The sequence below is a fragment of the Pleionea sp. CnH1-48 genome, from assembly GCF_024124665.1.
Taxonomy (GTDB): domain Bacteria; phylum Pseudomonadota; class Gammaproteobacteria; order Enterobacterales; family Kangiellaceae; genus JAMXSB01.
In genome coordinates this window covers 24740-44772 of sequence record NZ_JAMXSB010000021.1, presented here as the reverse complement: position 1 = coordinate 44772, position 20033 = coordinate 24740, and the positions used below count along the sequence as shown (strand labels likewise).

20 protein-coding genes are annotated in these 20033 nt (G+C 42.3%); 4 read left to right on the top strand and 16 right to left on the bottom strand.

Annotation, left to right across the window (positions count from 1 at the left end):
- Positions 1 to 235: 235 nt before the first annotated feature.
- Positions 236 to 661, bottom strand: a complete 426-nt coding sequence (locus NH399_RS24775; RefSeq protein ID WP_253044145.1) for a hypothetical protein — start codon at positions 659 to 661, stop codon at positions 236 to 238.
- Positions 662 to 869: 208 nt separating this feature from the next.
- On the opposite strand from NH399_RS24775, the gene NH399_RS24770 reads away from it, so the two are divergent.
- Complete coding sequence (locus tag NH399_RS24770; RefSeq protein ID WP_253044143.1) at positions 870 to 1307, top strand: TonB-dependent receptor; 438 nt, start codon at positions 870 to 872, stop codon at positions 1305 to 1307.
- 86 nt (positions 1308 to 1393) lie between these two features.
- Here NH399_RS24770 and NH399_RS24765 read toward each other — a convergent pair whose 3' ends face one another.
- The 7 genes from NH399_RS24765 to NH399_RS24735 form a co-directional block, all read right to left on the bottom strand.
- The gene (locus tag NH399_RS24765) at positions 1394 to 1753 is read right to left on the bottom strand and encodes a hypothetical protein (protein ID WP_253044139.1); all 360 of its coding nucleotides are present in this window, start codon (positions 1751 to 1753) and stop codon (positions 1394 to 1396) included.
- A 428-nt stretch (positions 1754 to 2181) separates the two neighbouring features.
- Positions 2182 to 2508 carry a hypothetical protein gene (locus NH399_RS24760; RefSeq protein ID WP_253044137.1) on the bottom strand — a complete coding sequence of 109 codons (327 nt, stop codon included), beginning with the start codon at positions 2506 to 2508 and terminating at the stop codon, positions 2182 to 2184.
- Between the two features lie 116 nt (positions 2509 to 2624).
- Positions 2625 to 3137, bottom strand: coding sequence for a hypothetical protein (locus NH399_RS24755; RefSeq protein ID WP_253044135.1), 513 nt, complete (start codon positions 3135 to 3137; stop codon positions 2625 to 2627).
- A gap of 252 nt (positions 3138 to 3389) precedes the next feature.
- A complete protein-coding gene (locus NH399_RS24750) occupies positions 3390 to 3830 on the bottom strand; it encodes a hypothetical protein (protein ID WP_253044133.1) in 441 nt (146 codons plus the stop codon).
- A complete protein-coding gene (locus NH399_RS24745) occupies positions 3817 to 4683 on the bottom strand; it encodes a polymorphic toxin-type HINT domain-containing protein (protein WP_253044131.1) in 867 nt (288 codons plus the stop codon). Before NH399_RS24745 ends, NH399_RS24750 begins: the two co-directional genes overlap by 14 nt.
- Positions 4684 to 5141: 458 nt before the next feature.
- Complete coding sequence (locus NH399_RS24740) at positions 5142 to 5927, bottom strand: hypothetical protein (RefSeq protein WP_253044130.1); 786 nt, start codon at positions 5925 to 5927, stop codon at positions 5142 to 5144.
- A gap of 175 nt (positions 5928 to 6102) precedes the next feature.
- Positions 6103 to 7413 carry a S41 family peptidase gene (locus NH399_RS24735; protein ID WP_253044128.1) on the bottom strand — a complete coding sequence of 437 codons (1311 nt, stop codon included), beginning with the start codon at positions 7411 to 7413 and terminating at the stop codon, positions 6103 to 6105.
- A 504-nt stretch (positions 7414 to 7917) separates the two neighbouring features.
- Between NH399_RS24735 and NH399_RS24730 the strand changes: the two genes are divergently transcribed.
- Positions 7918 to 9540 carry a CocE/NonD family hydrolase gene (locus tag NH399_RS24730; protein ID WP_253044127.1) on the top strand — a complete coding sequence of 541 codons (1623 nt, stop codon included), beginning with the start codon at positions 7918 to 7920 and terminating at the stop codon, positions 9538 to 9540.
- 51 nt (positions 9541 to 9591) lie between these two features.
- Here the strand turns inward: NH399_RS24730 and NH399_RS24725 are convergent, their stop codons facing one another.
- From NH399_RS24725 to NH399_RS24710, 4 genes are all read right to left on the bottom strand, one after another.
- On the bottom strand, positions 9592 to 9981 hold the full coding sequence (locus tag NH399_RS24725; RefSeq protein WP_253044126.1) for a hypothetical protein: 390 nt from the start codon (positions 9979 to 9981) through the stop codon (positions 9592 to 9594).
- A gap of 276 nt (positions 9982 to 10257) precedes the next feature.
- Positions 10258 to 11532, bottom strand: a complete 1275-nt coding sequence (locus NH399_RS24720; protein WP_253044124.1) for a DSD1 family PLP-dependent enzyme — start codon at positions 11530 to 11532, stop codon at positions 10258 to 10260.
- Positions 11533 to 11550: 18 nt separating this feature from the next.
- On the bottom strand, positions 11551 to 12966 hold the full coding sequence (locus tag NH399_RS24715) for a D-arabinono-1,4-lactone oxidase (RefSeq protein ID WP_253044123.1): 1416 nt from the start codon (positions 12964 to 12966) through the stop codon (positions 11551 to 11553).
- 26 nt (positions 12967 to 12992) lie between these two features.
- Positions 12993 to 13301, bottom strand: a complete 309-nt coding sequence (locus NH399_RS24710; protein WP_253044121.1) for a cytochrome c5 family protein — start codon at positions 13299 to 13301, stop codon at positions 12993 to 12995.
- Between the two features lie 296 nt (positions 13302 to 13597).
- Between NH399_RS24710 and NH399_RS24705 the strand changes: the two genes are divergently transcribed.
- Entirely contained in the window at positions 13598 to 13945 is a 348-nt protein-coding gene (locus tag NH399_RS24705; protein WP_253044117.1) for a YciI family protein, read from the top strand.
- A gap of 26 nt (positions 13946 to 13971) precedes the next feature.
- Positions 13972 to 15231 (top strand): RNA polymerase sigma factor, encoded by a 1260-nt coding sequence (locus NH399_RS24700; RefSeq protein ID WP_253044116.1) that lies wholly within the window; start codon positions 13972 to 13974, stop codon positions 15229 to 15231.
- 22 nt (positions 15232 to 15253) lie between these two features.
- Here NH399_RS24700 and NH399_RS24695 read toward each other — a convergent pair whose 3' ends face one another.
- The 4 genes from NH399_RS24695 to NH399_RS24680 are packed head-to-tail and all read right to left on the bottom strand — an operon-like array spanning position 15254 to position 19925.
- Entirely contained in the window at positions 15254 to 15904 is a 651-nt protein-coding gene (locus tag NH399_RS24695; protein ID WP_253044115.1) for a TorF family putative porin, read from the bottom strand.
- 38 nt (positions 15905 to 15942) lie between these two features.
- Entirely contained in the window at positions 15943 to 16707 is a 765-nt protein-coding gene (locus tag NH399_RS24690; RefSeq protein WP_253044113.1) for an enoyl-CoA hydratase-related protein, read from the bottom strand.
- A gap of 60 nt (positions 16708 to 16767) precedes the next feature.
- On the bottom strand, positions 16768 to 18186 hold the full coding sequence (locus NH399_RS24685; RefSeq protein WP_253044111.1) for a hypothetical protein: 1419 nt from the start codon (positions 18184 to 18186) through the stop codon (positions 16768 to 16770).
- Positions 18186 to 19925: an amino acid adenylation domain-containing protein gene (locus NH399_RS24680; protein ID WP_253044110.1), complete on the bottom strand. Its 1740-nt coding sequence runs from the start codon at positions 19923 to 19925 to the stop codon at positions 18186 to 18188. Before NH399_RS24680 ends, NH399_RS24685 begins: the two co-directional genes overlap by 1 nt.
- Positions 19926 to 20033: the final 108 nt, after the last annotated feature.

The window sequence follows — 20033 nt, the reverse complement described above, 5'->3', positions numbered from 1 at the left end:
CTTCAAAAAAGTGGACTATGCCGATTAGAAATTGGAAAGCGGCCTTAAATCATTTTATGATTGTTTTTGATGGCCGCTTAGATGAATATATGTGAACTGGCAGATACACAGAATAATTTACAGGGTCTATATCCACGATACTCTCAAAAACCGCCTTCCTAGCGAGGCGGTAAAGATACGTTACTGGTTATAATTTGTCAACTCAAATAGTAGCAAAGAGCAATTAAGTATTAGCTTACTCTTTATGAGTTTCTTCCAACTTGTCCCCAGGTCCTTCTCCCATTAGCTTTTCACAGCTTTTGATTGGTTCCTCTCTCAATACAACAACTTTCCATTGCTTGTTATCATAATTGATGTTGCTGTCATGCTGGGCAGACACGATATAGCGGACACAAGGTTTAGCCTGCATTGCAAATGGATTATAAGTGTAACGCCCTTTTCTATCAGGTTTAGTACTCGTAAGTCTTAGATACCTAAAACCAGGTTCCATTGTTCTCATTTTCATGTTGTCATAGTATAGCTTCCCATCAATACCGGATATAAAAACATCATAGTTTTTGGGATCAGCTCCTTTGCTTCTACTTCCGTCAACTTCTGACCAAGGTTTGTTAGCACATGCCGAAAGTAAAAGCACAGCAGAAGCGGCTGTTAATAATTTCATAAAATTTTTCCTTTCTTAGATAAGATCTACTCATAGCCACTGGCTCATTTAAGAAAAGTAAATCAGTAACTTGCCAGCATATTATAACAGTATATCTTTTATACTTATAATTTTGCTAAATGGTATGGGATTTTACTGTGTAAGAGACTTATAATTCGCTTATTCTTTTCAAGATTATCAAATATACAAAAAATAGGATTATCCAACTATGCTCAACTCGCGACTTAAGCGCACTTTACTAGCAGTATCGTTTTTTAGTGCGATTTCATCAGCACATGCTTCGGGCCCCCATTCTTTGGGTGTAAACTTCGGAAAGATAAAGCTCAGTGAATCCGAAAGCTTCACAGGCTTTGCTTATGAGTACAGAAAGTCCCGACAATGGGGCTATGGCTTAAGCTATGATTCTTATGAATATAGAAATCGTGATGACAGAACAAACACTATTTTTAGCGCAAACTATTACACAAGCCACGGCTTTCAACTCAGCTTCGGTTTAGGCATTGAAAACAGCGATGACGGTAATGATGTATTTCCTCATGTAGGTCTAGGTTATGAGTTTAGAGCAGATAGACTGAGAATCATACCAGCATTTAGAAAAGCCCAAGATGCAGATATTATGGGCATATCTTTGCTTTATTCATTCTAAGAAATTCTCATTAGCTCGTCTCTTTGGCGGGCCTCCATATTTACTTTATCACTGTCAATAAACTTCTCTCGTAAATAGGATTCGCTCTAATGCTTGCTTTCGCTCTTAATAAGAACGCTCGTGGAGAAATACTCCTGAGCCCAATCAACATAACTTAACACATCGTCAAACAACTCTAGATTTTCTTTTCCTTGTAACCATTTCCTTACACTAGAAAAGTTACCGCTCTCGGCTTCATATTCAAAGCACTCATCCTGAGTCACCAACAAGCCTCTCTCTAATCCCCTACCATTTTCTACAAAAGCTACTAGTAATACACTGTCTAAATCTATCCTTTTACTTTTCAAAAGCTTTCGAAGAGAACTCCATGAAGCATTCTCCAAGTCTCTCAACTCAGCTGTAAGCTCCAGCATATCAGCGATACAAGCGTCTCTTTCTCCCATCATATATCTCTCCATCCCTCTTCTTCAAAAGAGGGGGATTCACTACAAACAAACCTTCAGACACTTCGAGTATAACACTTTACTCAATCCGTAAAAAAGTAAGCCGTCAGATACTCGGACTGTAGCACTCTAACTTCATGGATCCGACGATTAACTACACTCAAAGAAAACCTAATTTCTTTTCATAAACAGTGTGTCTGCTATTGCCATCTCGATACTTAGGAGCAATGCAAACGGAAAATCTAAAGTATCAACAAAGTTACAGCTCTGAATATCTTCTACTACAGTCTCCTTTACCCAACGCCATGAAAGGATGTTGACGCAGACTCAGATGGTCTCCACGCCCATCGCTACTCCAATGCACTTCACTTAGAGGAACACTTTTCCCATTTGTAGCAGGCAAAGCCCCCAGACTGACTTGTGCTCTTAGACTAAGCTAGCTCATGTTCTAGCAATTTAAATAGACTATCTTTTTCAAGTAGCGCTTTGACTTTTTCTGACCTCTCGGCTTCATTTACATACAATAAAACAGGGTATTGAGAAAATGACTCTTCAGTCCATTCATTTTCAAAATCATCGTGATTTTTCTGCAAAATGAAGTGCTCTTCACCCACATCTTTGAAACGAAAATATTCTCCGCAATGATATCGGCTTTCATGTGCTTGTAGCTCGATATTAAGTTCTTTATTCAAAAGCTCTTTTGCTACATCCAAATCGGCAGAGTTAAAACCATAAAGGTCATATGCTTTTAGAGTCATTGTTAAAACCCTATAACCTTATGGTCTTACCGCTGCGGCACTAGCGTCGCCATAAATTATAAAGTTCACTGGGCGGCCAGCAAGAGGCTTAAACTCACCTATCATAAACAGGGTGTCTATTGATGCTTCCTTTTTGAAGCCCAATTAAATACTAATTTCGAAAGCGATTGACCTTTGATAAAACAGCGCTCCCACCTGCTTATCAACCGTTCAATATTCTTTACTCGTCCCAAAACACCAATATTGGTCAAGAGCCGGCCTCCTACCATTCGGCTAACAAAGGCCTCTTCTCTGATATTCAATTGTCTTAATATGGGCGGTACGCTCTCTTTAATAACCCCACGCTTTCCTTCTACTTTTACTCTTCCAGCCCAATCAACCAGCTCCGGATAGTCACTCAAAGTAAAAGAGAAAGAATGTCGATGCTTTTGTTCTGCTCGAGTAATAAGTATCAATGGCGGTTCTGTCTTTGCATTTGACTGAACTTTCAGTCGCTGTTGAATAGAAGTATAGTCTGATTCCTCGGGTGTATGGGCAATATTCGCTCTGATAGGGTTTAAGTCAACATAGGCCATACAAGTTAATACAGCGGCTTCATCCAGCAATGCAATTGTTTTAAAACGGCCCACCCAGAAACGACCAGTACACTCATCCGTGCACGGGTCATTTATAATATCCTTTTAATCAATAAGTTTAAGAAGTTCGTCTGGTTAGACTTGTCAATTTGAAAAATGGATGTCCTTTATCTGTTTTATCTGTTATCTGTCCGACAAACTTTTGGTAGCTAAGCTAAATAATTAACAATCTTAACTAATCTAGACTGTTTATGAGAGGTTTAAGCTCACCTCTCATAAACAGGGTGTCTTCAATGCAGTTTAAATTTATTGAGCACTGTATTTACTCTTTATATCCAATTCAGAAATGATAGATGCCTCGTTGAAAAGAACACTTTCCAATTTAACTCTCTCTATTACACTTGCAATATTTTTAGGCAACTCATGTAATAACAAAGGTTCTTGTGGAATACTAGCTACATGATATATTCCGGTATTCACATCTGCATCAAAACTATAAAGCCCTCTCTCAGACACTCTCTTCCAAGTATTATCATGCTCTATGTCAATTTTAGGGTAGACTTTTGAAGCAGTACTAACAGACAAACATAATATTGCTTCAATTGTATCATCATACAAATCGGTATCTTCTAAAAATGGTAGAGGTGCATACCCCAATCCAGCCGTACTAAAAAGCGCGACATACCCCAGTCTATCGGTCGCTAGCCAATCGTACTCATACCCTAGAATATCTTCAAATGTCTTCATAGTTCTCAGGCTTCGCCCCCTCACTTTTGTACCGTGTTTTTGGATCAGGAAAAGCATCTCGTCCATACGAGCCTTCACATGTATTACAAACAGGAACATCTTGTCTAGTTCGAGGCCTAACGGCTCTTGTAAACTGAATATCAGACGGGTGACCTAAAGCTTCGGAACAGCTTAACTCAGCACATCCTCGTCCTCCACCCTTGCTCGCACCAGCAACAACTTTTCCACTTGAAGGAGAGTAAGCTCCAACAACTGCTGCTGGTGGGTGTTTTGACTTCTTTAACTCTGCCGCTAAATTATCTCTAGCTAACTCAGCCTGCTCATGCAATTCCTTGTTACAATTATGCACCAACACATTACGTTTTGTCACATAGTAAGTATGGAAGTCTGCCACTGTGAAGTTATAAGTCACATCTGAACGTTTTTCATCTAGAACGTGAAGCACTCGCATCTCACCATAACCATCGGTTTCAATACGATCACCGATATCAAGTTCAAGAGTTTGCTTCCACCCTTTGCCGACTACATAGAATGGATGATCATCAGTTGCTTCTATCTTTTGGATAAACCCATCTTGGCCAATCAATTTAATTTCATAAATTCCACGACCAGGTTCAACAAATAGTCTTGTAACAGGCTTCCAGTCTTGCTCTCCTGTATCAGTGTTTTTTGCCCATAACTTCTCCCCTAACTCTATATCTTCGATATTCTTATAACCACTTTCGGTCAAAACTTGAGTTCCAGCAACAAAGCAACAAGAGTCAGTTGTATTCTTCTTAATCTGTTTCTCACTAATATTCTCAGAAAGCTCCTTAACTCCTTTTTTGGCGAGCTTAGCTGCACTAGGAATCAAATAGACCTTCAGACACTCCGACTATAGCACTTTACTCTGGTCACATTAAGAGACCCCTTACATCCATTGTCGATATTCTCTTCTGGCTTCAGAGGGTTTAGTTCGACACTATGTAACTGACTTTTATAAGAACAAGGGAGAGCATGAATAACCATTGCCAGAAAAGGACTGGTGGATATCCATTCGCCTAGATTTTATCACTGTGCAACTCGTTGTATCTGTAGAACTTTTCTATGTGGGGAGAATCAAGAATCCAGCAAAAACTATTCCCACCGTAGAGATAGGACTGTATCTAGAACCACAGCCAAAACACTAATGGAGTGACAAAAATATCACCGGGCATTGGCACGCTTTGCTATTAAGAAATGCTACATATTGAGAACAAACTACAGCGAGAAAGGATAAAAAAATGCCGCTGAATCAGCGGCATTTCAAAAGACAAACTGCGTCAGCAATTATTAATCCCAACGATTGAAGATTAAGTGAACGCTTTTGTCTGCATCCGTTACATAAATAAAGTAACCGCCGCCTGTGGTAGTGATGCCACAAATAGAAGGCTTGTTGCGACGATACAAACATTGGGTCTTACCCGCTTCGTGGGCAGACGTCTCATAACGACATTCGTTAGTATCTGTCTCAATGCTCTTTACCAAATCACGAGTGGTGCGTGCTAACACATAACGGAAGTCACCAAAGTTTGTGTAGCTGCTTGCATCCAACATATACGATTGGCTATCAAAAATGTTAGCTAGCAAATCGCTGTAGCATAACTCTGGCTTTGGCAACCACAATGAAGCTTGATCATTAGCGGCTTTAATTCTCGGAAAACGACGATAATCATTATCGTACTCTGTTAAAACAATATTTGTTGAGTCCACATAATCTTTTACTACAACAAACTCACCTGCATCACTTGGAATGATACAAACGTCGCTACCACCAATTTTTTCACAGGTAACCGTTTCGCGGTTCATCGGTTGTGAAAACTGACGACACTCAGAGTTTTCTGGCGCAAATAATTTAGCCATTTGATTAACCGCTTCAACGGCGTAATCACGCTTGTCTTCCATCTCATAGTAGAAGTCAGTGTATAAGTTATAGACTTTCGCATCTTGAGTATTGCTGGCTTTCATATCGTCCAGGCAACGAGAAAGAGAAGGTACAGAGAAGTCGGCTGCAAAAACTGCATTTGATAATCCAAAAACCAATAATGCAACAGCGCTACGTAAAGTTCTTAAGTTCATAGAGTCGATTTCCTTAGAGACTACTTAAAGGGCGGCGGATAATAAACGAACCATAATTGAAAATCTATTGATTACTGCGATTTGGTAAAAATAGACACAAAATAATGCCTTTATATCTCAATAAAGAAATATTTAGAACTTTTTAAACTTTTACAAATCTCATTTAATGATTTCTCTAATGCAGATCTTTCCCTATAAAAGCCTCTCCAGAAAAACGACTTTTCTCTGTCGGTACATATTTATTAACCGCAGTAGAACAAGCACCATTTTCGGCATACTGTAACGCTTCATCAAACACAGGATCACCAGATTGCGCCCAATCCACTCTTATTTGATCGTTGATAGTACAACTTGCATTAATCCCGTTAAAATAATCGCCATTGCCTTGATGATTCACTACCTGAAAATTAATCGCAGACATTACCTGCTCACAATAAGATTGCGGTGACATACCTACTGGTTTTCCGCATGTAGTTTCACCCACTGTCACAACATCAATAAAAGGCGATAATCCATTAATGACTGCTTCACTCGCCGAACAGGTGGCATCCGTTGTTAATACAATTAAACGATCGAGATTTAATTTGTTAGTCTCGTTTAAAAACGCAAAAGTGAAATTAGCGTCAGTGTGTTTATTATTGTACTGCAAGGTTGCATAGTTATTACCAAGGCTATTATCACCACCCGCTAGAGAACTTAATAATTGCGATACACTCAAACGCCCACCACCGTTATAACGCAAATCTAAAATCATCTGTCGAGGATTCGCTGCAGCAAACTGACCAAAAGCCGTTTGTAATTCGGCAGATGAGGGTTCAATGAATCCATGTTGAAAAGATAAATAAGCAACCTGTCCAGCATTGGTATTAAGCAAGCGGCTGTCAAAAACAGTGTTGGTATTGACGGTACCTTTTACCATCTGGCGATCAAGAGTTTCATCGTTGGGCGTAATATAACGAACATCAATTGTGAAGCCATCTTGATCCGGTCCAAACACAGCTTCATTCGACATTTGTTGTGCATTAATATCAGTAACCGAAAAACCATTAATGTGTGTGACTCTATCTCCTCGTTGCAACCCTGCACTTTCAGCTCCACTTCCAGAGAAAACATATCGAACACGAAAATAATCCGTTGACTCATCGCGATCAAAACTCGCTCCATAACCGAAAAAAGTTCCGCTGTTAAAAAAGGCATCATAGTCAGCTTGCGACATCATAAAACTAAAACGATCAGCGGCCACTTTTACGTCCGCTAACATAGCGGCAGGTGACGCATATTGTTGAGCATCAATCCCAGTTGGTAAATCTTGATACCAGTAATACCAATCTTGCAAATAACTAAACCAGACAGCATTTTGATCGGCGACAGAACATTGAGCAAACCCAGAAGCGGGAGGATTAAACCCGCTATTCCCACCGTCATCACTACCACCACAAGCAGCCAGACCGAGTAATAGACCTATTGATGTTATTCTTAACTTCATCGCCAATCCTCAAAAAATCACAACTCAAATATTCATATCATAGAATGAAAACGGAATCATTGTTTTCATGATTAAGGGCCGCAAACTCAACGACAGAACGGTTCTTTAATTTAATGAACGCAAAGTGAATTCTTGCTTAATAAACAAAGAGGGTATAAGGAATAAGTTACCACAGAAGATCGAACATTTGTTTAAAACAATCGATTTAATTTTTCCACCTATTTTATTGCAGCGCATTAAAGCAAACGCCTAAAGACAATATCTCACAACAAAAAACTTAGCCCATCCGTGTTTAAAATCTCAGCCCAACCGGGCGAAATATAAGGCTTTAACTTGTCGCTTTCATTACAATTTTATTTTTGTGCAGTGCACTTTACTAAAAAGTAAATAGTCTCTCTTTTCTTTTTTTAATTTCACTTTACATTTAGCCCAACTGGTTGAAGGTCGTACCAGAAACACAACAAGATTAACAAAGCAGTTCAAGACCTAATAAGGAATGAGCTCATGAAAAACATTGTTCTTTTTAGCTTCACTATTTTATTTTCTATCCTGTGTCAATCAACCGCCAATGCAAATATTTGCTTTGAGATCCCACTGCCCCCCTCAGAGCATTACACCTTTGACGATTCCATCGAAGTGATGTCCTACGATGGCACCAAAATCGCGGCCAACTTATTTGTTCCTAAAGGCGAGGTGCCGCGCGCTGGATTCCCAACCATTATTTTTGCCAACAGCTGGGTACTCGACGAGCACGAATATCTGATTCAAGCCGCTCAGTTTGCCAAGAAAGGCTATCAGGTACTTAGTTATAGTTCCCGTGGCTGGGGTTGTTCTGGCGGTGAAGTGAATGTCGTTGGCGACAAAGACATGGCCGATCTTAGCTCCTTAGTTGACTGGTTAGATGCCTATACCGATGCCGATATGAACAACATAGGTATTAGTGGTATCTCTTATGGCTCAGGTATCAGTTTAATGGGATTGGCGCGCGAGCCACGCATTAAAACAGCTGTCGCTATGAGCACCTGGGGTTCTTTAATTGACTCTTTGTATCAACATGAAACGCCGCGCTTATTCTGGGGATTCTTTTTGGTTTCTTCAGGCTTAATTACAGCAAACATGGACCCCACCATCGCCCAAAACTACAGCAACCTAATTTTTAACAGAAACATAGCATCGACCATTCAGTGGGGAGAAGAACGCTCAGTTAAAAACTATGTGCATTTAATTAACGAAAGAAACGCTCCAGTCTATTTGGCAAATAATTTTGGCGATAACCTCTTCCAGCCAAATAACCTATTGAAGTTTTACTCTCAGTTAACGGGTCCTAAGCGATTAGATTTACGTCAAGGCACTCACGCCAGTGGCGAAGGCTTTGGTCTGGTAGGTCTAGATAACTACACCTGGAACAAAACTCATAAGTGGTTTGATCATTGGTTGAAAGGCGAAGAGAATGGCATCACTCAGGAAGCTCCGGTCAATATGTTGACCGATCTCACTCACCAAACAGACAGCTTCTCTGACTGGCCAATCCCCCAGGCAACCACAAAAACTTACTACATGGAGTCGAGAAGCTGGTTTTCTCACGGTGGTCTTTCACAATCAAAATATAAGCCTTGGTGGACAAAGACCGACACCATTTATAGCGGCCTGGATACTTTTGCAACAACAGGCATTCCTGTCTTATCAGCCCTGTTAGATGCCCATCTAAAAATCCCAGTAAAAACGAAACTGTCTTTAATCAGTCCTGTGAATGGTATCGTTTTTAAGTCATCTGAAGTATCCAGCAAGATGAAATTGCGAGGCATTCCAAAGATAAAAGTGCACGTAAAACCTTCTTCTTCAAAAATGCAGCTTAACGCTTACTTATACGATGTAGCACCCAATGGCACAGGCACCTTGATTACTCATGGTCCTGTTACTTTGCATAACGCCAATGCGGGTAGTACTCAAACCGTAGAGTGGGAACTAGTAGCAACAGCCTATGACATCCCAGCAGGCCACCGCGTTGCTGTAGCCATTGACACTTTTGATATTCTGTACGGTGTCCCCACCATACTTCCTTACAAAGTGGCGTTTAAATTTAACCGCAACGCTCAATCAGAATTACAACTTCCTATCGTTCACTGATCAAAAAAGGGCTCATAATTGAGCCCTTTTTCTCTATCCTTTCTTTACTTTCTAATGATGGATATAAAAATCATCAATCCACGCCATCGCTTCTGCTCGGGTCGAAAAGATTTGATAAACCTCTTCAGGTATACGCATAGTGTACTGATACCATAAGCTGGCAATACCTTTGTCAATTTCATTATCCACGACCACCGCCGAACAATACTTAACACGCTGCGGATTGGCTTTTTTGGCAAAGGCCAGCATGTGCTCATAATCATCCAGATCTAATACCGGGTGAGCTCCTGTATAATCCACTAATAACGACATGCCAAGCTTAAAACGAGAATCAGACATACCTTCAGCAAGACAGCGCAATATATCACTGCCATGCACCTCGCCCGAAAAGCGAACTTCCATAAACTTCTGCTTTTGAAAAAATAGAATCGAATAGTTCATTAAGTACTCATACAGCAACGGCTCGCAGCATTGCACTAAGCCTTAATAAAAAACAATGCTGTCATTCGCAGTCTAGTTAAAATTCAGCCAGCTTTCAATGAAGCTAACCAACTCAATCTAGACCCCAAGGAAAATCCATATCCAAAAGAGCTTGTTATCCTTCTGGCTTCTTCATAAAAAGAATAAGAAAAACCGATACATATACCCGTCGCCTTTCAAGGTGCAGCGGTGTTGGCTACGCCTCGAAATACTTTGGGTATCGATGTGCTGATGGAATTAAGCCTCTTTAAGAATCGACCAATGGCCTTCAATTTTCTCGCCTCGCATTGCGATAAGCTCACCAAACTGCAAAAAAACCGCTTCACTTTGAGTCGGCCGCAAAAATACATGGTCGTCAGCCTTCAGCTCAACGCGATGAGAGCCGTTGATCATTTGTTGATTCGTACTTTTACCAAACAACGCATTCCCCTGGAGCCCCTGTGGTGACTCATAGTGTGCCATCCATTCGCCGCCATAAATAAAAAACGTTTGCTGCTGGTTTGGATCCCACCACTCAAACACATTCGACAAAGCTTCGACAGCGGGTATCTGTGTCGATTTAAGCTTCTTAAGAACCGGGGTAGCAATGTAGGCTGCCGGAGTAAAAGCGCTAAGAGAAGGGATATCGAAGTCACTCGGCTTAACTAAACAAGAACCTGCAGCAATATCGTTAATCACCGACCCTTGCTGATGCATGGCAAGAGTCGGGCTTCCTGCGCCATTTAAACACAATGATTCGATCTTAATATGTGGGAGTTTCTCACGAACATAATCAATAAAACTAGAATAAATTGTTTGCGATTCTTGATACGCCTGCTCTTTAGATTTAATAATCGAAGGAAGTTTAACAACGTGGGGATCATAGCCCATCAAGCCAGCAAAAGATAAATGCTCAGGATGACTCTCTATAATCGCCAGCATTTGCTCAAAAACATCCAGAGAATCAACACCACCTCGATGCAGCCCGACATCAATTTCAATGTTAATACGCATAGAGGTATTTATTGCTTTTGCCAGTTCCAAGTACTGATGCAAACGCTCTGGAGAATCAATCAACCACTGCAATTGAGCAGTAGGATCAAACGCAGCGACTTCAGGCAACTGCTGATAGAAGCGTTCAGCGGCTTTGACAGGCATGGGTTTTCCCATCAACACATCCGCATCAGGAAAAGCAACGGCTACATGAGAGAGAAAAGGCTGATGAAACACCATCAAACGTCGAGTATTCGCTTTCTCCATCACATAAGAAAGCAACTCAGGACTGGGCAGTGATTTAGCAACAATACGATAAGAAACGTCAGGATTAATTGTCTTTTTCAACTGTTCAATGTTCTTATCCAATCGGTCCAAATCAACCAACACAGAAGGCTTATAGGGTCCATTGCTTTTTAACTCATCGTTTAGGCGCGCAAAGTAATCATCGTAACCAGAGCCACTGTCTTTAGGCTTTACCATAAACGCCGCTAAAGATCCGACAGCCAAAGTACCCGCAATAAAATGTCTACGCTTCATACCTGTCTCTCTTCTACGCTAAACTAGACCAAATGCCTGCTTTAAGGATTGATTCAAAAACTTTCCATCTGGATCAAGGTGCTCTCGAACTTTTAAAAAGTCGCCCATACGAGGAAAACGCGCCATGAGCTCCGCATGATTCAATGTATGAATTTTGCCCCAATGAGGACGCCCTTCGTACTTCCAAAAGATGGGCTCGATGATCGCAAAGTATTGCTTGTAATCGCGGTCATGAAAGTTATGGCAGCTGATAGCACAAGAATCCCGTTGAAAGAATGGACTTAACCAAATGTCGTCGGCCTTCACATAACGATATTCAAGAGGAAATATCACATCGATATCATTCTTTTTTATCGCATCCAGAATTTCTCGTAAACATGCAGGACCATGCTCCGCAGGAATCGAATATTCCATCTCATTAAAACGAATATCCCTCAGATTACTGAAGACATCAAAACTACGACCACCACGAACTTCTTTCTCTACAGTTTGTGCGGCTGTATTAATAATAAAGCTGCGCATAAAGGGCAACCAATCGATCACGTTAGAAATCGTCTTAAACGTTTCGTAGGCATCGCCCGTTTCACTGGTGCGTTCTTCGACGGCATCGGCTTCAATTTCATCCAAGGTGATGCCAAGAATATAGTCGGCATGAGGCAAGGCGTACATTTCGAAGTGCCGATGTGAATCTCGTAGCGACTCGGCCTGTTCTAACCCTTCTTCGAGCGGCATCATCCATGAAGTTTCTTGTATATGATAAGACTTGCGCAACTGCATTCGAGCTTGCGTCACGACACCGAGCACCCCAAGGTTGCTGCGCGCCGCATTAAATAATTCACTGTCTTTATCACATTCAATCACCTCACCGGAAGCAGTCACCAAACGCATTCCATTAACCAGGCTCGATAAAGAACCCAGGGTCGCGCCAGTACCATGAGTAGAGGTCGCTAGCGCCCCAGCCAGTGCCTGCGTATCTATATCAGGCATATTCACCATGGCCAGGCCCTGCTCCCATAAGGGCTCACCGATGGTGGATAGACGCGAGCCGCCACCAATATCTGCCTCCATGGTCTCAGGATAAATTTTGTTAACACCGCGCAAACGAGCCGTCGACATTAAAGTTTCATCAGTAGGAACCAGAGCACTAAAGCTATGACCAGATCCAACACATCGAATTCGCTGTTGTGTCTGCTTAACAATATCGATGATCTGTTCTTCGTTTTTGGGCACCAATCGGCTAGCAGGCTGGCATGACTGATTGCCGGACCAATTACTCCACGGCAACACACGTTTCCCATCTTTGCCAACAATGCCCTGTGGTGCTGCAGCGACTTCTTGCTCTCCAGAGCATCCGGCAAGCAAGGCACCTCCAGCACTTAAGCCAGCTAAACGAACCAGTTCCCGTCGATTTATTTTTATTTTATTTAAGTCCACAATTCGGTCTCCCTGTCTGGGTTCACTTACGGTTTCTTTGCCATGTATCGAATCAGATGTTGAAAATCTTCTTCACCACACTCCATGCACATACCTAATGGCGGCATGTTTCCGATCCCTTTGATTGAGTTTTCTACCAGCGTCTTAATGCCCTTTTCTTTAATACGCTGCTGCCATATCTCATGATCAAAAGCTTGCGGTGCACCAGATGCCTTAGTGCTATGACAGGATTGGCAATAGAGCTCGAACAGTTCTTTGGTGTAGTCATCCGCACTATTTGCTGCAATAGAAGAAAGAATAAAAGCAATAGTAATCAATAGGTTATGTTTTTTCATGGTCGATTATCACTTATTATTAGTGGCCTCAAAGCCGCCCCTTATTGGTACGATAGTACCACATAAAAATCAAATTGAAACAGTAGATAATTATGAAGCTGGAATCATAAGACTTGCCGCGCAGATTTCGCCATACTGTTTTTTACTACGGCAAAAAAAACTTTGGGTGTATGTCGAAAAACAGCAAAGCCAAGCGTCTCTACTATGAACATCACTATTTATCATGTTCAATACGGGAGTCAGACAAACATCGGCTCTAACATTGATTCAAAATACAACAAGATGGAGAACATCCTATGCAATATATGTTTTTGATTTATTCTGAAGAAGCAAAAGATCCCATGCCAGGCACTGACGCTTTTAACAAAATGATGGCTGGCTTTGAGCAACTGGGTGCCGAATTAGCTGAAAGCAAACGTTTAATCGCGGGCGAAGCTTTAAATCCAGTAAGTACGGCCAGTACATTACGTATTCGAGATGGCAAAACCGAAGTCACAGATGGTCCCTTTGCCGAAACCAAAGAAGTACTGGGTGGTCTTTATATTCTAGAATGTGAAAACCTTGATGAAGCTCTTGAGATAGCCGCCAAAATTCCCGTTGCGGGCTGGGGTTCTATCGAAGTTCGCCCCGTTATGAAATATTAATTACCGAAGCAGAAGCGCGAGTTGCAATGCAGTCTATTGCCGAATACATTAAACAGCATCGTTCACAAATATTATCGGTACTCGTTAACCACCTTAATAATTGGGAACTTGCAGAAGATGCATTGCAAGAAGCCTGCATCAAAGCTTTGCAAAAATGGCCAACCGATGGTTGGCCTGACTCGCCAAAATCCTGGTTGCTGACCGTCGCTACAAGAAAAGCAATTGATAATCTACGCCACCATAAAACAGGTCAACAAGTCATCCATCAGCTCGAGCCCCTGTTGAGCTATAGTACCGACGAATCCGGCGATGATGAATTTCCTGACGAACGACTCAAGTTGCTTTTCACTTGCTGTCACCCCGCTCTGTCTCAATCTGCACAAGTAGCCCTAACACTTAAAACCATCTGTAGTCTGTCAACCGCCGAGATCGCCAGTGCATATCTAACGCCAGAAGCCACCATGGCACAACGGTTGGTTCGAGCCAAAAAGAAAATTCGCCAGGCAAAGATCCCCTACCAAATCCCAACTCGAGCTCAATGGCTAGAGCGCCTGTCATCAGTGTTAACTGTTATTTACCTTATTTTTAACGAAGGTTATTCTGCCAGTCATGGGGACGAATGGATTAGAGAGAACTTATGCAACGAGGCACTGGATATTGGTTATTTACTATGTCAGCTACTGCCAGAAGAAGCGGAAGCAGAAGGTTTATTAGCCTTAATGCTCTGTCATGATGCGAGAAAAAACGCACGCTCGGATGCCGATCATCCACTCATACCTCTGGAACATCAAAACAGAAGTTTATGGGATAAAGAAAAAATTCATAAAGCAGATGTTTTGTTAAAAAAAGCGCTTAGCAAAAATCGACCCGGTTCCTTTCAAATCCAGGCCGCCATCAGTGCATTGCACTGCCAGGCGAGCAGCTACCAAAAAACCGATTGGCAACAAATCTATTATCTTTATCAAACCTTGCAACAATGGCAGTCCAATCCCGTTATCGAGCTGAACTCACTGGTTGCTTACTCTATGCATCATAATGAAGAACATCATCAACAGTTATGTTTAGAACGGTTAGAGCAGCTCAAACATCAGCATCCTAAGCTTATCGACTACACGCCCTTTCATCTAACTCATGCGCATCTTCTTGAAAAGATAAAAAACTATCCCGCTGCCATTCAAGCGCTAACAAAAGCCCATGGCCTCACCTCCAACACCGCAGAACAGTTTTTTATAGTTCAACAACAAGAGCGTATTAAAAAGGAACTAGAGCATACAGCCAATGACTAACTGCATGCTCACGATATCAAGGTTACCAAACAGTACTGATATTAAACACAACGTGGCTACCCGCGACGTCTCTTAGTGCCTCTTCGTTATCGTTATAAGCAAAGGTTAATCCGATTTGAAAATCATTAAGCTGACTAACGACGCCTACACTGTAATCAGAAAAGTTCATCGCAGAGTTCACATCAGAAGTTAAACGACCAGCATGAAGTAACAGCTGATAGCCATCTGCAATTGGGTAACCGTAATTAAAATCTAAATAATGCTCTTCTAGCTTATTATTTCGGTAGTAGTGTAGCTTATAGTTATCGACAATGGTTCCCACAAACCACTCACCAGACTCTGCCTCGTTGGTTTCAGAAAAATAATGGTGAATATAGCCAGCATCTAAAGCAAATTGATCAAATGCAAAGGTTCTTCCAATAACCGCATCGGTTAACACTTCACCATCATCGCCAGTAATTTGAATATTGGTAAAGTTTACGGCTTTAGCGTAAAAGCCAGAGCCATGATCATAATGCAACCCGGCAATGTTTGATGGATTTTCATCGGTTAATGAAAAGCCTCGCAACAGTCGGTCCGAAACCAGATTCAAACTCAACGAGAAATTATGGTTATCGGCAAAAGTATTCATACAAGGTAAAGCCAACAGTGATGCTAATAATAATTTTTTCATGATATTCTCCAAGTTATTTTATCGTCATTTTTAATGGTTTATTGCCCGGTAAAGTTAGGGGGCCTTTTTTCTGTAAATGCCTGCATGCCCTCTTTTTGATCTTGAGTAGCAAACAGAGAGTGGAAAGTTCTTCGTTCATACAACAAGCCTTCTCGCAAACTTACTTCTAATGCGCGATCCACTTGTTCTCTTGCCATCATCAACGCAGGTTTGCTGAAAGTTGCTATATGATTAGCGACCTCCAGAACCTGCGGGATAAAGTTATTAAGAGCGAAGACTCGCGCAGCCAAACCGATACGCTCAGCTTCTATAGCTTCGATATGTCTTCCCGTTAAAATAATGTCCATGGCTTTAGCCTTTCCTACCAGGCGAGTAAGACGTTGTGTCCCTCCCATCCCAGGCACAACACCTAACTTAATTTCTGGTTGGCCAAACACGGCGTTGTCTGCAGCCAAAATGAAGTCACACATCATTGCCAGCTCGCACCCACCACCAAAAGCATAACCAGAAACGGCGGCAATTTTGGGTGTTCTCAGTGCAGTAAAACTCTCCCAGCCAGCAAAGTAATCGTCATAAAACATGCTCTGAAAGGTTTGGTCCTTCATCTCTTTGATGTCGGCACCCGCTGCAAATACTTTGTCACTTCCAGTAATGACCATGCAGCCGATATCTGGATCACGATCAAAGATGGATAAGGAACTCACCAGCTCATCCATAACATCTGCGTTTAATGCGTTGAGTGCCTCAGGTCGATTTATTCGGGCAATAACAACCCGCCCCAATCGTTCTAATTGGATATTCATAAAAACTCCTGTGGTTTTTCTTAATAGAAAATAAAGTTGAACGTTTTGTTAGATTGTTATTTAAGAATCCCAGATGGCTCCGTAAGCAGGAATGTCTCGACTCTCCATTCCATACACCACTTGCCAGGTGAGCTTTTGATTAGAGATGCAAATAACAGCCTCGGCATCAAATTCCTTCCAGGCTTGATAAGCCAACTTAACCATATCGGGCTTACCTAACGCATCAGTGTCCCAAATCAAGGCATGAGGTTGCACAGATAAGATTTCATCAACCAGTTCATCGCCATAAGTCTTACGTGGATTACGTGTAGCCCACACCAATTTTGACGGCGTATCTTGTGATAACAAATGAGGTAAACAAGGCCCAATACCACTGCCAGTCGCCACCCATACCACTCGTTTAAACAATTTATCGACGTTACCAACACCTGCAGTAGGGATGCCTTTTACCCATAGATGAGAAGGCAGATCATCGATCAGTGATCCGGTCCAGTCTCCGGCTCGAGAAATCGTCAATCGAAATCCATCAACACCCGGCGCAGGTACATTCGCGAATGAATGCCACTCTAATAAAGGACTGCGACTAAGCGCGGTGGAAGAGCCCGCAAAAGGTGTAACGCCATAATCAAACTTTGCCAGTACCGCATGAGAAGAAGGTCGAGTATATTCCACAGGTACTTTGCGTAACCTTAACCAGGGCAAGATAACACTGATGGTTATGATATTAAGTAGCCAGAAATCGGTTGATGCCAACATTTTTGAAACCAAAGGAGTCGTTGGAGACTGCTCAGCTAAATCCACTAACGTGATCGCCCAGAACAAAATCAACGATGTCCATCCCCCCAGACGATGGGTCGCCTCAAAATAATTGTGAAAGCGCGATCGAATGGCAGGCAGAGCCATCACTACTAAGGCACATAACAAAGACATTAAGGTAACAGCGAGCGCATAAATGGTATCTGACACCTGCAGTGTTTGCTGATTACGTCCAAACACCAGAGCACCCAACCATAGTGCAAACCACAAGGTACCTGCCGTTGCGCAACCACTATGAAAGCCGCCAAAGTGATACACTTTTGCTGCAATTCTTCGTAGCGCCAATGGCCAATGCTTAGGAATACTGGTAGCAATTGCGAACAATAAGTTGATGACGTAATGCTGCCGAATAACAATGGCAACAAAAAAGTTAGCAAGCACTAAAGAAGAGAAAGTATCAATCGCTAAAGTTTCTGCTTTAAACCATCCTAACTCTATCGCACCGTAAATTCCGATCCCCATATTCACCATCATCACTAACACAAAAAGGCGGTGATAGTGCATCAATGCAGCGCCTTTCCACACCCGCCGAAAAAAGGACGTTTGTGGTGGCAATTGGCATTGCTTCAATGTCGATACGGGATCCGCATCAGACACTTTTGAGATCAATCTGGATGAGCTGGATTTTTCCAGTTGCTCATCGGCATAAGCTTGAACTTCCATTAACTCACCCTCCCTGCTTTTTGCTTAAGTGCGGAGAAGCTTTGTTGATTGGAGTAACACTCTATAGCGAGGCTAAGCAATGCACGCTTATCAACTTTGCCACGATTAGTGACGGGTAGTTTATCCAGTGTCAGAATCATCGCTGGCTTGCAATAGTAAGGCAGCGCCGACTCAACGGTTTTTTCGGCGATAGAAGTATTAACGGTTTGCGGGCTGACAAACGAGACTAAATGGCGGTCATCCAGCTTTAAGGTCACGGCTTTTTGACAACCCGGAACGGATTCTAAAATGGCAGAAACAGAATCGAGCTCAACACGAAAGCCGCGCACTTTCACTTGATCATCTGTGCGCCCAAAATGTTCCAGTTCACCACTCGATGTCCAGCGTCCCAAGTCTCGCGTGCGAAACATTTTTCGACCGTCGTTAATAAAAGGATCATGACGATAGCGATCTTTATTGAGCATATCGTTATTAAGATAACCGCGAGTGACGCAATCACCGCCAGCCCACATTTCGCCCACATGACCAATCGGGCAAGGCTGCTGTTCTTCATCCAGAATATAAACAGTATTATTCGGTGTGGGCTTACCAATAGTGAGTCGTTCTGCATCAACTTGATGTTTTTGCATGGTGTTAACGATGGTCGTTTCGGTTGGACCACAGGCATTATAAAAATCGCAGAAGGCAGCCCATTCATCGGCCAAAGGTCGAGGGCACGGCTCGCCAGCTACTGCAACGACCGATACATTTTGACAAGCTCGACTATCAAGCTTTGCTAATATCGATGGTGTTGCAACGATGACGTCTGCCTGTTCAGCAGTTTGTTGAATATCTTTTTCTCGAATTAATAAGGTACCGCCGTTGGCCAAACAACCCCAGATTTCCCAAGCGGCCATATCGAAAGCAATATTAAGTATTTGAGCAACTTTAGTACCGGGCTCTATACCAAGCGAACCAGGCTGAGTGAGTAAAATGTTGCAAAGATTTTTGTGGCTAACCTCAACGCCATTGGGCTTACCCGTCGTACCAGAAGTAAACAACACAAAACAAACATCTTCTGCGCTGATATTTTGTGGCGGTTGATAACTCAAAAAGTGACTGGCCTCATGCCCCACCCACTCACGAATAAAGTCATCAATAATGATGCACTTGTGCTCAGATTGTAATGGAATATCTTGCGCGTACTCCGCCAAAGTCAACACAACATTAATTGCAGCACTGTCCATCACGTAGGCAAGTTGCGCTGGTGGAGCAACACCAACATGTTGTGGAACATAACAGGCTCCAACTTTGAGCACCGCCAGCATTCCCACAACCATAGGAATAGAACGTTGAACAAATAACCCAACCCGCATACCGGGAGTCACTCCGTGCTCCACGAGCAGTGCCGCCAGGCTGTTGGCCTGATGCTCCAAGGCTTGATAGCTAATGCTGTCACCCTTGTGCAAAATAGCGGTGGCATGTGGCTGCAACTCCGCCATCGCTTCAAACGCCTGATGAATCCCCGCGTAAGGCAATGATTGCGTCGTTGCTTGTGCATATTGCTCAAACAACACCCGGTCTAACGGAGACAGACTTTCTAACGCAGACTTATCAAGCATCAAATTACTTGATACTTCATCTTTATTTTCAATTTTATCTGATTTAGCAGCTCGCTCTTTAAAAACCTTTCTTACTTTGATCCCTGGGCTTTTAATAACCCGAGATTTTCTCTGTTCTGTTTGTTTATCAAAACTCATTTTTGCGACTCCAAACTTATTCTCTTATTGGTTAGCACCTGTTAGACAGACATCACCATGGACCCAACAGTCGTCATATTTATCGACAAATTTAGAACTAATCCCAAA

Coding starts and splice junctions, on each gene's coding strand:
- NH399_RS24690 (WP_253044113.1), bottom strand. CDS start 16,707: ATGAATATCCAATTAGAACGATTGGGGCGGGTTGTTATTGCCCGAATA.
- NH399_RS24705 (WP_253044117.1), top strand. CDS start 13,598: ATGCAATATATGTTTTTGATTTATTCTGAAGAAGCAAAAGATCCCATG.
- NH399_RS24735 (WP_253044128.1), bottom strand. CDS start 7,413: ATGAAGTTAAGAATAACATCAATAGGTCTATTACTCGGTCTGGCTGCT.
- NH399_RS24680 (WP_253044110.1), bottom strand. CDS start 19,925: ATGAGTTTTGATAAACAAACAGAACAGAGAAAATCTCGGGTTATTAAA.
- NH399_RS24760 (WP_253044137.1), bottom strand. CDS start 2,508: ATGACTCTAAAAGCATATGACCTTTATGGTTTTAACTCTGCCGATTTG.
- NH399_RS24710 (WP_253044121.1), bottom strand. CDS start 13,301: ATGAAAAAACATAACCTATTGATTACTATTGCTTTTATTCTTTCTTCT.
- NH399_RS24700 (WP_253044116.1), top strand. CDS start 13,972: ATGCAGTCTATTGCCGAATACATTAAACAGCATCGTTCACAAATATTA.
- NH399_RS24730 (WP_253044127.1), top strand. CDS start 7,918: ATGAAAAACATTGTTCTTTTTAGCTTCACTATTTTATTTTCTATCCTG.
- NH399_RS24770 (WP_253044143.1), top strand. CDS start 870: ATGCTCAACTCGCGACTTAAGCGCACTTTACTAGCAGTATCGTTTTTT.
- NH399_RS24740 (WP_253044130.1), bottom strand. CDS start 5,927: ATGAACTTAAGAACTTTACGTAGCGCTGTTGCATTATTGGTTTTTGGA.
- NH399_RS24750 (WP_253044133.1), bottom strand. CDS start 3,830: ATGAAGACATTTGAAGATATTCTAGGGTATGAGTACGATTGGCTAGCG.
- NH399_RS24775 (WP_253044145.1), bottom strand. CDS start 661: ATGAAATTATTAACAGCCGCTTCTGCTGTGCTTTTACTTTCGGCATGT.
- NH399_RS24725 (WP_253044126.1), bottom strand. CDS start 9,981: ATGAACTATTCGATTCTATTTTTTCAAAAGCAGAAGTTTATGGAAGTT.
- NH399_RS24695 (WP_253044115.1), bottom strand. CDS start 15,904: ATGAAAAAATTATTATTAGCATCACTGTTGGCTTTACCTTGTATGAAT.
- NH399_RS24720 (WP_253044124.1), bottom strand. CDS start 11,532: ATGAAGCGTAGACATTTTATTGCGGGTACTTTGGCTGTCGGATCTTTA.
- NH399_RS24685 (WP_253044111.1), bottom strand. CDS start 18,186: ATGGAAGTTCAAGCTTATGCCGATGAGCAACTGGAAAAATCCAGCTCA.
- NH399_RS24765 (WP_253044139.1), bottom strand. CDS start 1,753: ATGATGGGAGAAAGAGACGCTTGTATCGCTGATATGCTGGAGCTTACA.